Source organism: Mesosutterella faecium (assembly GCF_022809315.2).
Lineage (GTDB): Bacteria > Pseudomonadota > Gammaproteobacteria > Burkholderiales > Burkholderiaceae_F > Mesosutterella > Mesosutterella faecium.
Window position 1 is genome coordinate 1,305,003 of record NZ_JAKZJU020000001.1, and the last position, 14,318, is coordinate 1,319,320.

The 14,318-nt window shown below is 64.6% G+C and carries 12 protein-coding genes; 4 read left to right on the forward strand and 8 right to left on the reverse strand.

Features of this window, described 5'->3' with window-relative positions; all coding sequences use genetic code 11:
* The first annotated feature begins 4 nt into the window (after positions 1-4).
* Both MUN46_RS06090 and mobA read left to right on the forward strand, forming a co-directional pair.
* Positions 5-1,624: a Ppx/GppA phosphatase family protein gene (locus MUN46_RS06090; RefSeq protein ID WP_243376262.1), complete on the forward strand. Its 1,620-nt coding sequence runs from the start codon at positions 5-7 to the stop codon at positions 1,622-1,624.
* An 11-nt stretch (positions 1,625-1,635) separates the two neighbouring features.
* Positions 1,636-2,250, forward strand: coding sequence for a molybdenum cofactor guanylyltransferase MobA (gene mobA / locus MUN46_RS06095; RefSeq protein WP_243376261.1), 615 nt, complete (start codon positions 1,636-1,638; stop codon positions 2,248-2,250).
* Here the strand turns inward: mobA and galE are convergent.
* From galE to MUN46_RS06110, 3 genes are read right to left on the reverse strand one after another with little or no spacing between them, the layout of a single operon-like run.
* Positions 2,236-3,234, reverse strand: a complete 999-nt coding sequence (galE, locus tag MUN46_RS06100) for a UDP-glucose 4-epimerase GalE (protein WP_243376260.1) — start codon at positions 3,232-3,234, stop codon at positions 2,236-2,238. The two genes, mobA and galE, sit on opposite strands and share 15 nt — an antisense overlap.
* A 39-nt stretch (positions 3,235-3,273) precedes the next feature.
* Positions 3,274-4,104 carry a UTP--glucose-1-phosphate uridylyltransferase GalU gene (gene galU, locus MUN46_RS06105; RefSeq protein ID WP_243376259.1) on the reverse strand — a complete coding sequence of 277 codons (831 nt, stop codon included), beginning with the start codon at positions 4,102-4,104 and terminating at the stop codon, positions 3,274-3,276.
* 41 nt (positions 4,105-4,145) lie between these two features.
* Positions 4,146-5,126 carry a LysR family transcriptional regulator gene (locus MUN46_RS06110; protein WP_243376258.1) on the reverse strand — a complete coding sequence of 327 codons (981 nt, stop codon included), beginning with the start codon at positions 5,124-5,126 and terminating at the stop codon, positions 4,146-4,148.
* A 182-nt stretch (positions 5,127-5,308) separates the two neighbouring features.
* Here MUN46_RS06110 and MUN46_RS06115 point away from each other — a divergent pair, with 182 nt between their 5' ends.
* Positions 5,309-6,205, forward strand: coding sequence for a DMT family transporter (locus tag MUN46_RS06115; RefSeq protein WP_243376257.1), 897 nt, complete (start codon positions 5,309-5,311; stop codon positions 6,203-6,205).
* A gap of 123 nt (positions 6,206-6,328) precedes the next feature.
* Here the strand turns inward: MUN46_RS06115 and MUN46_RS06120 are convergent, their stop codons facing one another.
* Positions 6,329-7,609, reverse strand: a complete 1,281-nt coding sequence (locus tag MUN46_RS06120) for an amidohydrolase (protein WP_243376256.1) — start codon at positions 7,607-7,609, stop codon at positions 6,329-6,331.
* 191 nt (positions 7,610-7,800) lie between these two features.
* Here MUN46_RS06120 and MUN46_RS06125 point away from each other — a divergent pair, with 191 nt between their 5' ends.
* Positions 7,801-8,352 (forward strand): flavin reductase family protein, encoded by a 552-nt coding sequence (locus MUN46_RS06125; RefSeq protein ID WP_243376255.1) that lies wholly within the window; start codon positions 7,801-7,803, stop codon positions 8,350-8,352.
* Between the two features lie 90 nt (positions 8,353-8,442).
* On the opposite strand, the gene MUN46_RS06130 is transcribed toward MUN46_RS06125, so the two are convergent.
* The 4 genes from MUN46_RS06130 to MUN46_RS06145 form a co-directional block, all read right to left on the reverse strand.
* Complete coding sequence (locus tag MUN46_RS06130) at positions 8,443-9,861, reverse strand: C69 family dipeptidase (RefSeq protein ID WP_243376254.1); 1,419 nt, start codon at positions 9,859-9,861, stop codon at positions 8,443-8,445.
* 187 nt (positions 9,862-10,048) lie between these two features.
* On the reverse strand, positions 10,049-11,149 hold the full coding sequence (locus MUN46_RS06135; RefSeq protein ID WP_243376253.1) for an amidohydrolase: 1,101 nt from the start codon (positions 11,147-11,149) through the stop codon (positions 10,049-10,051).
* Positions 11,150-11,366: 217 nt separating this feature from the next.
* Entirely contained in the window at positions 11,367-13,625 is a 2,259-nt protein-coding gene (locus MUN46_RS06140) for a cation:proton antiporter domain-containing protein (RefSeq protein WP_243376252.1), read from the reverse strand.
* Positions 13,618-14,148: an NAD(P)H-dependent oxidoreductase gene (locus MUN46_RS06145; RefSeq protein WP_243376251.1), complete on the reverse strand. Its 531-nt coding sequence runs from the start codon at positions 14,146-14,148 to the stop codon at positions 13,618-13,620. Before MUN46_RS06145 ends, MUN46_RS06140 begins: the two co-directional genes overlap by 8 nt.
* Positions 14,149-14,318: the final 170 nt, after the last annotated feature.

Genomic DNA, 14,318 nt, shown 5'->3' on the forward strand with positions numbered 1-14,318 from the left:
GCCTATGGAAACAGCGCAGTACGGCCCCCTTCCTGCTGAAACGGAAACTTCTCCAGACAACCCGAGTCCGCTTCCCCCGGGGGCCCACCGCGTGGCCGTTGTGGATCTCGGAAGCAACTCGATCCGGCTGCTTCTCGCGCAGGTCGACGCCCAGGGGCGGGTTCAGGTTCTCAACTGCGTGAAATCCATGGTGAAGCTGGGCGAGGGGGCCTTCGAGCACGACGCGCTCCAGCCCGCCGCCATGGACCGCACCATCGCGGTTCTGAAGACGTTCGCGCGGACCTGCCGCATGTACGGCGTCGAGCAGATCGCTGCCGTGGCCACGGCCTCCGTACGCGAGGCCTCCAACGGCCGTGCGTTCGTGGAACGGGCGAAGCTCGAGACCGGCGTGCGCTTCAATGTCATTTCCGGGCCTGAAGAGGCCCGCCTGGTCAGCATCGGGGTGGAGGCGGGGCTTCCCCTGTCGGACCATCCCCGGGTCTTTATGGATATCGGCGGCGGCAGCACCGAATTTGCCGTGTCCCGCAACGGCGAGATTCTCGCCGCGGAGTCGCTGCATGTCGGCTGCGTGAGGCTTGCGGACCGCTTCTTTCGAAAGGAAAGCGGGAAGGTCCCGCGCTCCCTCTTCGAGGAGGTGAAGGACTATGTCCGTGAAAAATCCTTCCTTCCCTTCGAGCGCGTCAGGGCCTGCCGCCCCGCGGAGATGATCGCAAGCTCTGGCACCGCCGGAGCCCTTGGAGCGATGGCCGAGGCGATGAGGCATGGCAGCGCCGACGATCAGGGCGGGTGCTATGTGCTTCTTGACGAAGCCCGGGCCATTTCCGAAAGGCTCTGCGGCACCACTCCCGCCGAGCGGCTTCGCCTTCCCGGCATGTCCGCAAGGCGCGTTGACGTGATCATCCCCGGCGCGGCGATCTTCCTGACGGCGATGGAGGAGCTGGGGTTTGACAGGGTGGAGATCACGGAGCGGGGCCTTCGCGACGGGGTGCTCCTGCAGCATCTGGAGAACTCCGGCCTTATTCCCGGCAGGGCCCGCGAGCGGGAGCAGAAGATCAATGCGGTCAAAGGATTTGCCAGGACCTTCAGCGCGGATCTGTTCCATGCGAAGAAAGTCTCGGGCTTTGTCCTGCAGCTTTTTGACCAGGCAAGGCGCGAAAGCCTCGTGGAGCTTGATCCCGCCTGGCGCGACATCCTTTTTTACGCGGCCTGGCTCCAGGAAACGGGAATCGCCATTTCGTACCACAACCTCGCAGAGCACAGCGCTTACATTGTGGCGAACTCCGAGCTTCTGGGATTTACCGAATACGAGACCCAGCAGATCGCCGCGGTCATCTTCCGGAGCCGGTACCAGGGGCGGGAAGAACCCGGCTATATCGCCCTGTCATCCAATGACTGGAAGGAGGCGGCTCTGGTCGGGCTCCTTTTAAAGGTCGCCGAGGGGCTCGACAAGAGCCACCGCGGGGCCGTGACGGGCTTTAATCTGGAAGCCCGCGGCAGGCAGGTGGTGATGGGGGTGAGGGCGGACTCAGAAAGCCCGATTGAGCGCGAAAATCTGACCCGAATCGCCAAAACCATGACAAGCAGGCTGGGGAGAACCTTTACCGTGGTCTGGTCCGCTTCATAAGGGGCAATGCGATGAGGATCTACGGGCTCATTCTCGCCGGAGGCCGGGCGACCAGGATGGGAGGGGTCGATAAGGGGCTGCAGCTTTTCCGCGGCCGCCCTCTGGCGCTCAACGCCTTTGAAAGGCTGAAGCCTCAGACGGACGAAATCCTCCTGAGCGCGAACCGCTCGGAAGAGGCTTACAGGAGGATGCTTCCTGCCGGTACAAAAATCCTGCCTGATCTCCGCCCGGACTTTGCCGGGCCGCTGGCGGGGCTCGAAGCGGCTATGTCCTGCATCCCGGAGGGCGAGAGGAAGAAGGCCTGGCTGGTCACAGTGCCCTGCGACTGTCCCTTTTTTCCCGAGAATCTGGTTGAAAGCCTAAAGGAGTCCGGAACTCCTGCCGTGGCTGCGGCCGGCGGTCGGCTGCAGCCTTCGTTTCTCTGGGTTCCGGCTTCTTTTTTGCCGCGGCTTTCGGCCTATCTGGATTCGGGTGAGCGCAAGCTGGGCCTTTGGGCCCGTCAGGCCGGGTGCCTCGAGGTGAATTTCCCCGATGCTGCGGCTTTTCAAAACTGCAACTCTTTTGAAGAACTTTCCTTCGCGGAGGCGCTCAGCGCCCCCTCGCGCAAGGGATCAGTTTCTGTGTGATTCATAGCGCCAGGCGTCCTGGCAGATCTCGTCGAGGCCTCTTCGGGCCTTCCAGCCCAGGATGCTTTCGGCCTTGCCGGTTGCTGCGATGAACTCGGGGCGGTCCCCGGGTCTCCTGCGCGCGATTCGGAAAGGGATGCATCGTCCGGCAGCGCGCTCGCATGCGCGCAGGACCGAGAGCACGCTCGCGCCGGCGCCGGAGCCCAGGTTGAAAATCTCCGTTCCCTGATGCCCGAGGCTGTACTCGGCGGCTTTCACGCAGCCTTCCGCCAGATCCATGATGTGCAGGTAGTCCCGCACCGCGGTGCCGTCAGGAGTCGGGTAGTCGCCGCCAAAAATTTCAACCTGCGGGAGCTCTCCCCGGGCGGCCTGCCAGATGCGGGGAAAAAGATTGCCTTGGGGCTGCCTCGCCTTTTCTCCGAGCAGCCCGCTCGGGTGCGCTCCGGCCGGATTGCAGAACCGCAGGATGACGCTGCTCAGATCCGGGTCTGAATCGCCCAGCCTTGAGAGAAGCCGTTCGATCATGACTTTCGTTTCGCCGTAAGGGTGAGGCGCCGCGGCGGCGACGGTTTCCGGGCAGGGCGAGGGAGCATTTTCGGGATAGACCCCCACGGTGGAGGAGAACACAAGGCGCTTCAGTCCGCAGGCCCGCATGGCCTTGAGCAGGGTGAGGGTCCCCGATACGTTCACGTCGTAATAGTCAAGAGGCTTTTGGAATGACTCGCTGATGCTTTTAAACGCAGCGAAATGAAAAACGACGTCGGGCCCGAAGGCTTTGAGCGTCTGCAGAAGACGCTCGCCGTTTCTGATGTCGCCCTGCTCGAACGGGAGCCTTTCTCCTGTGATTCTGCGGAGGGCTTCTAAAGTTTCCGGACAGCTGTTGAACAGGCTGTCGTAGAGAAAGACCTGATGGCCCGCCTCGAGCAGGGCCGCCGCCGTGTGCTCCCCCACAAAGCCGCAGCCGCCGGTGATGAAAACTTTCATAAAAGCGCCGCTCCGTCCGTTCAGCCCGAAGCCCTGCCTTTAGACCGCAAATCCCACTTTTCTGGCGAAATGCACCGTCGCCGCAATGAAGCCCTGCTTGGATCCGCAGTCGAATCTCCGGCCCTTGAAGCGGCAGATGCGCATAGGAGTGCCGCGTAGTGAGGAAGCCATGGCGTCCGTGAGCTGTATTTCTCCGCCGACTCCGGGCCGCACTTTTTTGAGTTCCTCGAAGAGGCCGGGCTCGAACACATACCGGCCGATGACGGCAAGGGTGGAAGGAGCCTCCTGCGGCTTTGGCTTTTCGACCAGGCCGGCCACTAACGCGGGATCCTGTGCGTTCAGGCTCACGATGCCGTACTTCCCGGTGTCTTCTCTTGGAACATTTTCGACGGCAATGACGTTTCCGCCGCCGCTGCGCTTCCGTAGTTCGCAGAGTTCTCCAATGCAGGATTCAGGCGCATCGACCAGATCATCCGGAAGAATGACGGCGAAGGGCTCGTTACCCACTGCCTTTTGCGCGCAGAGCACGGCGTGGCCCAGCCCCAGGGGGGCGCCCTGCTCAATGAAAGAGAACACCGCGCCCTTCGGGCAGATTCCCCGCACAAGCTTCAGAAGGTCTTTTTTCCCCTTTTTCTCCAGCTCTTCCTCGAGTTCCGGGCTGGGCTTGAAATGGTCCTCGATGGCCTTTTTCGACGGGCTCGTCACAAAGACCATGTTTGTAATGCCTGCCCTGGCCGCTTCTTCCACGGCATACTGGATGAGAGGCTTGTCAACGACCGGCAGCATTTCTTTAGGAATGGCCTTGGTGGCGGGCAGAAACCGGGTGCCAAGTCCGGCGACGGGAAAAACGGCTGTGCGAACAGGCTGCATGGGCGTCGAAAACTCCAATGACAAATAAAGGGACAGGGGAATTATAGGGGAGGTCTTTCGGAGTCAAGTCCGTCGTCGGGCTCGAGCGGAACAATGCCCGCGATTTCCTTTTCATACTGTTGGAAAAGCCCCGTGAGCTTTTTCGCATACCACTCCGCGAACACCCGGCAGCGCCTGATGTGCCAGCTCGATTTCGAGAGAACTACGTAGCACTGCGCGGGAGGGCGCTTCCAGCCGGGAAGCACGGGCACCATCCGGCCTTCCTTCAGGTCTTCCCAGCACTGGACGACGGGCATGTCGAGCGCCACGCCGTAGCCCTTCAGGACGCCTTCCCGGATCGACAGCATGTCGGTGCTCGCGATGGTGCGTCCGTACGGGATCACCTCGTTTTCATGTCCCTTCCAGAGCACGCGGGTGGTCGAGCGCATCGGGCCCGTATAGAGAAAGACGGTGTGGTGCGCGAGATCCTGGGGGTTGAGCGGCATGCCGTGCGCCTTGATGTAGTCGGGTGAGGCGACCGGCAGGTACACGCAGCGCCCGCGCGGGATCTGTATGAGGGAAGAGTCTGAGAGCTTGCCGGTGAGCGCCGCCATGTCGCATTTCTGGCTTTTGACGTCCGAGGCCTGCATGCCGACCAGGATGTCGAAGCTGATGCGGGGATAGAGCTTGTAAAACTCCTCGAGGATCGGCATCAGGTTGCGGGTGGCGAAGCTGGGCGGCACGGACAGCCGGATCTGGCCTTCGAGCGTCGCTGTGTCGTGCGTGAAGCTCTCGATGAATTTCCGGTGGGCGGCGAGGATCGGCTCGATTTTCCGGGCGGCCCATTCGCCGCGGCTCGTGAAGGTGAGGGGGCGGGCGCTCCGGTTCACGAGCTTTTGCCCGATCGAGTTTTCAAGGGCGGAGATCGCCCTGCTCACGGTAGAAGGCTCCACGCCGAAGGCCTGCGCCGTCACGGAAAAGCTTCGCGACTGGATGAGCGAGGCAAAGAGCTTCCAGGCGTAGAGATCATCAGATTTGGGCATTCGCGCGAACCTTCCTGCCATCCATGGCTGATTTTGCGTGAACAGTATGGCATCTATTTGCGATAAACGCAAAAAGAGGCGGCCGCTGCGGCAGGAGCCGGACCGGAGCTGCGCAAGTCCCCCGGGCCGCCTGCCGGCGTATCATCAGCAGAATCTCCCTGAAGCGAATTCTTCCTTTTCCCATGTTCCGGCAGTCTCTCTGGTCCATCGCATCGGCCGCCTGCTTTTCCGTCATGGCGGCCTTCGTGAAGCTCGTGTCCGATCAGTTCGGGCCGATCGAGCTTATTTTCTACCGGTCGCTCTTCGGAGTGCTTTTCATCGCCTTCATGGTCCGCAGCACCGGCGTGACGCTCAAGACCCACCGCCTGATGGACCACGTGCTGCGCTCCTCGCTCGGAATCCTTTCGATCGCGCTCTGGTTTTTTGCGCTGCCGCGCATGGACTTCGGCGCCTGCATGACGCTCACCTACACGACGCCGATTTTTCTGGCCGCCTGGTTCATCGGCCGGGCGCTGGTGCGCCATGAAAAGGCCCCTTGGAAAGTGACGGGCGCGATCCTCGCGGGCTTTGCCGGGATCGTGGCCGTGGTGCAGCCCTCTTTCGCGGCCGACGAAGCCGTCCCCGCAATGGCCTGCATCCTGCTCTCTCTCATCGACATGGCGGTGTACTGGCAGATGAAGAGGCTGGGCGACATGGGCGAGCCTTCCATGCGCATTGTCTTTTACTTCACGGTGTTCGGCACGATCTTCGGGCTGCTGGGCACGTACCTGTTTGAGGGCGGCCTGCACCTGCCCACGCCCGAAAACGCGCTGGGGCTTCTGGGCATCGGCCTCATGGCGACCCTGGGGCAGATCGCGGTCACCCGCGCCTACGCCCAGGGCAACATGCTGCTGTCCTCCTGCCTCGGGTTCCTCGCGATCCCGATCTCTGCGGTCATCGGCTTCATCTGCTTTGGCGACAGGTTTTCCGCCGCGGCGCTGCTCGGGATGCTCCTCATCACCTTCTCCGGCCTTTTCGCCACGGTGTTCACCAAGCGCGAGGAGGCGCAGGCCCGGAGCGAAGGGAAAGCCGCGGCTTAGCCCCGGCCTTTTCTGCAGACAAGAAAAAGCGGGGCGGCCCCTTGACGGCGTCTGCCCCGCTTCTCTTTAAAAGCGGCCTTCCCGGGCGGCGCGCGGCCGCCCTGAAAGGAGGCTTTCGCGGCCTTACTTCCTGCCGCAGATCTTCTTCACCATGCCCGTGAACATCCGGAAGCCCACGTCCAGCGCGGGTTCGTTCACGTCGAAGTTGAACTGATGGTGGCCGGCCTTGCGGTCAGCTCCGGTCACAAAGAACGCGGCCTTGCCGCCGTGCTCGGTCACGCGCTTGGCCAGCAGCGAGGCGTCCTCGGAGCCTCCGAAGTTGGCTTCGCCCGTGATCTGCTTCACCTCCGGGATCGTGCCCGCCACTTCGCGCAGCATCTTCACCATCTCGGGGTCGTTCTTCATGTCGCAGGCCGCGCCCATCGTGCGGACGTCGTACTTCACGCCGTAGCTGATCGCGCAGCCCTTGATGATGTTCATCGCCTGTTCGCTCATGTAGTCGTTGATGGCGGCGGTCTCGCCGCGCACTTCCATCACGAGCTTCGCGTGGGCGGGGATCACATTGCGTCCGGTGCCGGCATGCAGGATGCCCACGTTCACGCGGGTCATGCCGGAGCCATGGCGCGGAATGCCGAGCAGCTGCATCGTGGCCGCGCAGGCGGCGGCCAGGGCGTTGCGGCCCGCGTTCGGCTCGACGCCGGCGTGGGCGGGCTTGCCGTCGTAGGTGACGTCGTACTTCGTCGTGCAGAGGAAGCCCCAGGGGTCGATCACAACTTCGCCGTACTTCGCGACCATGCCGATGTGCGAGCCGAGGAAGTAGTCGACGTCGTCGAGCACGCCCGAGGTGGCCACGGCGTTGGCTCCCCGCACGCCTTCTTCAGCCGGCTGGAAGACGATCTTGATGCGGCCGGTGAGCGAGTCCTTGTTGTCCACGATCCACTTCGCGGTGGTGAGGCCGATCGACATGTGGCAGTCGTGCCCGCAGGCGTGCATGAAGCCGTTGTGCTTCGAGCGGAAGCCGTCCTTGTTCGGGATGTGGTTCGGGTCGTCGGTTTCCTGCACGGGGATGCAGTCGATGTCGAAGCGCATCGCCATCGTGGGGCCGGGGCGTCCGGTGTCGAGGACGCCCACGCAGCCCGTGTAGCCCTCGGTCGCCTTCAGGAACTCTTCGGAGACGCCGTGCTCGCGCGCGGCCTGCAGCCCGGCCTGCACTTCCTTTTCATCGCGGCCGAGGCAGGCCTCGGGCTTCACGACCTTGGTGCCGAGGAGAACCTCGTAGCCCCAGGCCTTCAGCTTGCGGGCGAGGTAGTTCGTCGTTGTGAATTCCGTCCAGCCGGGCTCGGGCCACTGATGAAGTTCGCGGCGCTGGTCGACCAGCTGCTTGTAATACGATGACAAGGCCATTTCCATGCTCCTTTTTTTAACGTTCGGGCGCAGCGCAATGGCCAGGCGCTTGGGATGGCGCCTGAGACATAGGGCTGCGGCCCCGCTGAAATGCCATCTGCATAACGGTAAAATTATAATCTCTAGGGAATCGGACGTACGCTTTTTTCGCCGTCCGGGAAAGCCGCTGAAGGCTTGCTGATACAGGAGGGATGATGAAGAAAATTCAGGCGCAGCTCGCCCGGTCCATGGATTTCCTCGGGCAGTGCCCGCTCGTGGTCGTGACGGCCCGCCGCGGCGCGCTTAACTATGCGATGCCAGTCGCCTGGGTGATGGGCAGCGACTACGATCCCCCGCGGGTCGCCATGACGCTGGGCGCCTGGAATGCGACTTACCCCGTGCTCCTCGAGTCGGGCGAGTGCGTGCTCAACGTGGTGCCCCCGGAGTTGGCCCGCGAGGTGTTTGAGCTTGGGAGCGCGCACTGCGACGGAAAGGCCGACAAGCTCGCGCGCTTCGGCCTCGCGTGGCACGACGCGGACAGCGTGAACGCCGCCGTGCTCGAGGGGGCCTTTGCGGCGCTTGAGTGCCGCGTGGTGAAGAAGGATGAAGCCCTGGGGCTTTTCATTCTGAAGGGGCTGCGCTTCTGGCTCGCGGAGGACTGGAGCGCCGGGCGCTACCACGTGCTGCATTCGCTGGGCGACGTGCTTTACTCCGACGACGGGCGGCGCTTCGCCCGGGCGGATCTTCTGGGAGACAAGGCCTGAGCAGCCCCTTTCTTTCTAAGAAAATGAAAAATGCCGCTTCTCCCTGCAGAAGCGGCATTTTTTATGGACTGGATCTGCTTAACTTCCTCATCAGGCGCCGTTAAACGGGAAGCGGGCGCTCACGCTTCGGGTGAGCAGCGTCATGAGCTCGTTTTCGAGGGCTCTGGCCTGTCTCAGGGCGTCCTCCAGGACCGCGGTGTTCTCGCGCTCGAGATAGAGGTCGGCTGCCGCCTCGCCCTTCAGGGCGAGCAGGTCGCAGTAGCGGGTCTCGATCAGCGCTGTTTTGCGCAGCGCCTGGGCCTCCCAGCGGTCCCAGACCCGGCGGACGACGGGCTCCAGCCGGCCGTAGTCCATCATCGCGAGCGTCTGGGGCTTTCTGAAGGCCCAGCCGGCGCTTTGCCCGTCCGCGTCGTGGGTGCCTGTCCGATAGGCCTGCGGCACGTCGCGGAAGCCCTCGAAAAAGGGCACGAAGACCGAAAGCGAGGGCATGCCCCACGACACCCAGCTCACGGCGCCGACCGAAAGCGGCAGCCAGGGCTTGCGCACGAGGATGTGGGAGTGCGAGCAGCGGAAGACCGAGATGGGGCGCGCCTTCACGTGCGGGTTCCCGGTCGCATAGGGGTCGGAGTCCGTGCCCTCGAAGCGGTTGCGCAGCCCCGCGGCGACATCGAGGATCGTGAGCGGCCGCGCGGGCCTGAAGAAGACGGGGAAGTCCGGGTCGTCTTCGGAGCGCAGGGGAGCGCCCCCGCGGTACTTTTCAATGAGGACGCGGTTCCTCGGATAGTTGTAGTAGAGGTCGGAGGGCTTTTCGTCCACATAGGCCGCCCGCACGTCAAACGGGCGCTTTCCCGTGGGCCAGAGCCCGTGCGCTTCGGCAAAGGAGACGAGCCCCGGCGAAGAAAGGAAATTCTCCGTGTCCTGCGGGTCGAACGCCCGCAGCCGCGCGTGGTTCGCGGTGACGTAGCAGCACTCCTGCGGAAGCCTCGCCGCGGCCCACTGGTGGGCGCAGCACGTCTCAAACCACCAGACCTCGCGCTCGTCCACGAAGGCGACGCCGCAGCCTTCGCCCGCGCCGTGCTCCTCGATTGCACGGCCCAGGATCCGCACGCCCTCGCGGGCGGAGTGCGACAGCGGCAGCACGTAGTCCTCGATCATGTCCTCCACGACGCCGGTAAGCGGCAGGTAAGGGTCGAGCGCAAGCGAAGCCTCGCTCGCGAAGATGGTCTCGGTCGCCGTGATCCCGACTCCCGCCTCGTTGAAGCCCGCCTCGCCTTCCGAGGCCCCGTCGGTCGCGGAGTCCGAGACCGACTGGTAGCCCAGGGCCGCCGCCTCAAAGGGAGCCGCGAAATCGTTTCTGAAGGAGCGGAAGACCCGGCCCGGACGGGCCTCCTGAGCGGGGTGCCAGAGCAGCCGCTTCGCGTCGTCGGGCGCGCAGTCTTCGTTTCTTGCAATGATGAGGGAGTGATCGGCAGTCGCGCCGCTTCCTGCAAGAATGGTGGTGCAGGGCATGGATTTAAAGCCTCTTGTAGTGAAAGGGGAAAACGGCTTTATTGTAAGGACGGCCGCCGGACCCGGACGGGGCGGGCAGCGGGGGGCAAAACTTGGGGGGCGGCCCCGGACGGAGCCGCCCCCCTTTGGAAGACCCCGGGCGCACCGCTTTCTGCGGCCCGCTCGCCCGAGGACCCTCCCTGTGTTTTCAGCCCAGATGGTTCAGGACAAACTTCACGAAGACCGCCGAGCCCATCGGCAGCAGCGTGTCGTCCATCGTCATGTTGATCTTGTGCAGGCCCGGGGTCACGCCGGTGCCCACTCCAAAGTAGCCGTTTTTGATGGAGGGCTTCGCGAGCTTGTAGAAGTGGAAGTCCTCGCCGCCGCCTCCGCAGCCCGGAGCGAGGCGGTCGGCTCCGGCCGTGTCGCGGATGCACTGCGCGAGCTCCTCGGTGATGTCGGGATCGAGGTTCGCGGCCGGGCAGATGACGTCGTACTTCACATCGACGGTCGCCCCGTAGGCCTCGGCCGTGTTTTTGAAGATCCGGTTCATCTGCTCGGTGAGCGACTTGACGAGCTCGTTGGTCTGCCCGCGGAAGTCAAAGCACAGGGTGGCGGTCGCGGGCACGACGTTGAAGGCCCCGTCGTCGGCGCGCAGCTGCGTGGGCTTCACGGACCAGACGTTTTCCGGGTTCATGTGGATCTGCGCGACGGCGTTGACGATCGCGGTGGCGACATAGATCGCGTTCACGCCCAGATGCGGGCGGGCGGCGTGGCTCGATTTCCCGTGAATCGTCACATGCACGTGGCCGGAGGACGTGTGGCACACCGAGGGGCACAGCGTCCCGGGCTTCAGGTCCTGGACGGGACGCACGTGCGCCCCGATGATGATGTCCACGTCGTCAAGGATGCCTTCCTTGATCAGGGCCTGCGCCCCGGTGATCGGCTCCTCTGCGGGCTGGAAGATGAGCTTCACCTTGCCGCGCCTGATTTTCCCCACGAGGCGGCTGGCCGCCTCGAGCAGCATCGCCATGTGGCCGTCGTGCCCGCAGGCGTGGATCGCCACGGTCTTGCCGTTCTGCTCGAAGGGAAGCGCGTCCATGTCCGCCCGCAGCGCGATCACGGGGCCGGGCGCGCCCGAGTCGATGTATCCCGTGACGCCGTAGGTCTCGCCCACGCGGTGGGCGTCAATGCCGATTTCCTTGAGCCGCCGGATCACGTAGGCGGAGGTGTTTTTGACGTCCATGCCGATTTCCGCGAGCGGATGCAGCTCGCGGCGCAGCTTCGTTGAATCCAGTATCTGGGCCATGACAGAACTTCTCCTCGGGGGCGGCCTTCGACGGGCTTTTCGCACCCTTCTTCTGGTGGATCAGGAGTCCGGGAGCCGCCTGACGCAAGTGAAAAAAAGAATTAAGAACTGAAAAAGTCTATACCCGCGGCAGGAGGCCGGAAAGAAAGCAAGGGGGCGTCCGGGGGCCGGAAGGCTTTTTCTCCCGGAGCGGGGGGAGCCTTCCGGCCTGAAAGGATCAGGACGGGCGCCGGCCCGGGCCGCCGCTTTTTGCGCCGTCGCCCGCCCGCCTGAAGAACTCCTGCACGGAAAGCTCTTCGGAGGGGTTTGGAGCCGGAGCCGCTTCCTTTTCCTTTCGGACCGCCTCCATCGCGCTGCGGCGGGCCTGCATCGAGGCGTCTGCCGAGAGGTCCAGCTTTTCGCCCTCCTCGCGCGCCTTCTCCGGATCGGTCATGCGGCGCGGTTCAGGCGCCCCGGCCGCGGGGCCGGCCCCCTTGGGGGAGGGCGGCTCTTCGGCGCGGGGCGCGGCCGCAGCCTGCTGCTGCAGCGTTCCCTCGGCCGCCCCGGGGCGCGCGGCCCTCACCGCGGCAAGCCGCTCGCGGCGGTACTCGCGGATCTGCCCGATCACTTCGGTGAGCATCTCGTCGTTGGTGCGGTAGGCCGCCACCGCCTGCTCGTAGTCGTAGCGGCTCGAGGAAATCTCGCGCAGCGTCTTTTCGGTGTGGAAGCGGAAGATGTCGGCGATCTCCTTCGCCTCGTAGGGCGAGAGGAGGCCGAGGTCGATCAGGCAGCGCCGCCCTGCGAGCAGCGAGGGCTCAAGGTTCCTGCTGTAGGGGTGCACGCCCTTGTTCATGAAGTCGAGCTCGTCCTTCACCTCGCTCACCTGCGAGATGATCTCGACCAGCGGGAAGGCCTCGCGGGCCGCCTCGATGATGTGCCGGGCGCCGGCCTTCTCGTTTCCCACGGCGACGACGAGGATCTTCGCTTCGTCGGCGCCCGCGGCCCGCAGCAGCCTCAGGCTCGAGGCGTCGCCGTAATAGACCTTCACCCCGAAGTGCCGGGCCTGGCGCACGCGGTCGGGGTCGCTGTCGATGATCGTGGGGGTCACGCCCATCGCGAGCAGCATCCGCGCGACAAGCGCCCCGAAGTCGCCGAAGCCCGCGATGATCACCTTGCGGTTGGGGGCCGCGGCCAGGGCTTCCGCATCGTCCTTGGGCCCGCTGCGGTTCACGCGGTTGAGCCAGTAGCGCGTCGCGCCCGTCATGAGCTTCATCAGGATCGGCGTCGTGCCCATCGAAATCGCGACGGCGGCGGTGAGAATCGCGGCCCAGCTGCCGGGAAGCACTCCCTGGCTCTTTGCGATGGCGAAGACCACGAAGGCGAATTCCCCGCCCTGCGAGAGCACGACGGCGAACTTGAGCCTGTTTGCCGCTCCCTTGATCCGCATCGCGATCGCGACGAAGAAGATCATCACGGTCTTCACCGCGAGCAGGGTCGCGATCACCGCGGCGAGCGTCACGGGCTCGGCGAAGACGAGGTTGAGGTCGATGCTCATGCCGACCGTGACGAAGAACAGGCCGAGCAGGAGCTCCTTGAAGGTGGAGATTTCAGCTTCGAGCTGGTGGCGGAAGCCGGAGCTGCCGAGAATGACGCCGCCCACGAACCCGCCCATCGCCGAGGAGAGCCCCGCGGCCTCCATGATCCAGGCCGAGCAGACCGTGATCAGGAGGGCGAACGCGGTGAGCATCTCCCGCGCGCCGCTTCTCACCGTAAAGCGCAGGAACGGCACCGTGAGGAACCGCCCGAGCCCCACCATGACGACGAGCGCGAGCAGCGCCCGCACCACCGTGTTCATGAAGGCGGGGGAGCCGCCCGCGGCTCCCGCCGCCCCGGCCGCCCCGGCCGTCACCGCGGCCACGGCCGGAATCGCGCCGATGAGCGGAATGGAGGCGAGGTCCTGAAACAGGAGGATCGAGAAGGCGTTCTGCCCGGAGGGCTGCGCCATCATGCCCCGGGCGTTCATCTCCTGCACGGCGACCGCGGTCGAGCTCATCGCCAGGGCGAAGCCAGCGAGCACCGCGGGCGCGGGCTCGAGGCCCGCCGCGTACATGATCCCGGCAAAGGGCAGGGCGCAGAGCAGCATCTGCAGCGTTCCGCCCCCGAAGACCGGCAGGCGCATCTTCCAGAGCCTTCCCACGTCGAGCTCGAGCCCGATCAGGAACATCATGAGCACGATCCCGAACTCGGCGAAGTTCATGAGGGTTTCGACATGGGTCACGGTTCCGAGCCCGTAGGGCCCGACGAAGATGCCGGCCGCGAGGTACCCGAGCATCGTGCCCAGCCCCAGCCGGGACATGACGGGCACGAAGACCACGGCCGCGGCGAGCGCGACCAGGGAGCCGGCCACGATCGTGTCGGTGGCCGGCATGATGGCGCTCGCCCCGGCGTAGAACTCCGTGCAGAGATCGATGAACTTGTGCAGCGCGGCCTCAATCATTCTCGGCCTCCCATTCGGCCATCCGGTCGGCCACGGAGTCGAGGACCGAGGCAAAGTCTCCGCTGGTCATCGGGACGCGCGAGTCGATCACCTGGGGCTCGAGCCAGGTGGCGCCGCAGCTCTCCCACATGCGCTTGATCGGCGCCTGCACCTCCGAGATCTCGACCGGGCCCTGAAAGCCCCGGCCGTGGAAGCCCGAGCCGATCGAGGGCATCCACAGCACCGCTTTGCCGCGAAGCGTCGGGGCGCCCTCGCCGTAGGCGAAGCCGTAGCCGAGCACCGTGTCGAACCACTGCTTCAAAAGCGCCGGCACGCTGTACCAGAAGACCGGGTGGAGCACCAGCAGCAGCGAGGAACGGGAGACCGCCTCGCGCTCCTCGGCGACGTTGATCGCCCCGTCGGGATAGAGGTCGTAGAGCATGCGCGCGTCCATCCTGGGAAACTGGTTCTTCAGTCCCATCAGCAGCGGATAGGACACGATGGAAAAGCGCGGATAGGGGTGTGCGAAAAGCGCAGTGATCATCTTCGACTAAAGCCGGCCGGGCTCCCCGGGCGGTGAAAAGCGGGCTTTTTCAGGAAACTTCCGGGCCCGCTTCCGGGCGGCGGGAGCGTTTTTTGGGGTTCTTTCGCGTATTGTAAGGGGGCGCGGGGCGTCTCTAAGGGGCTTACGCGCACGAAAAAGTGTTTCCGAAT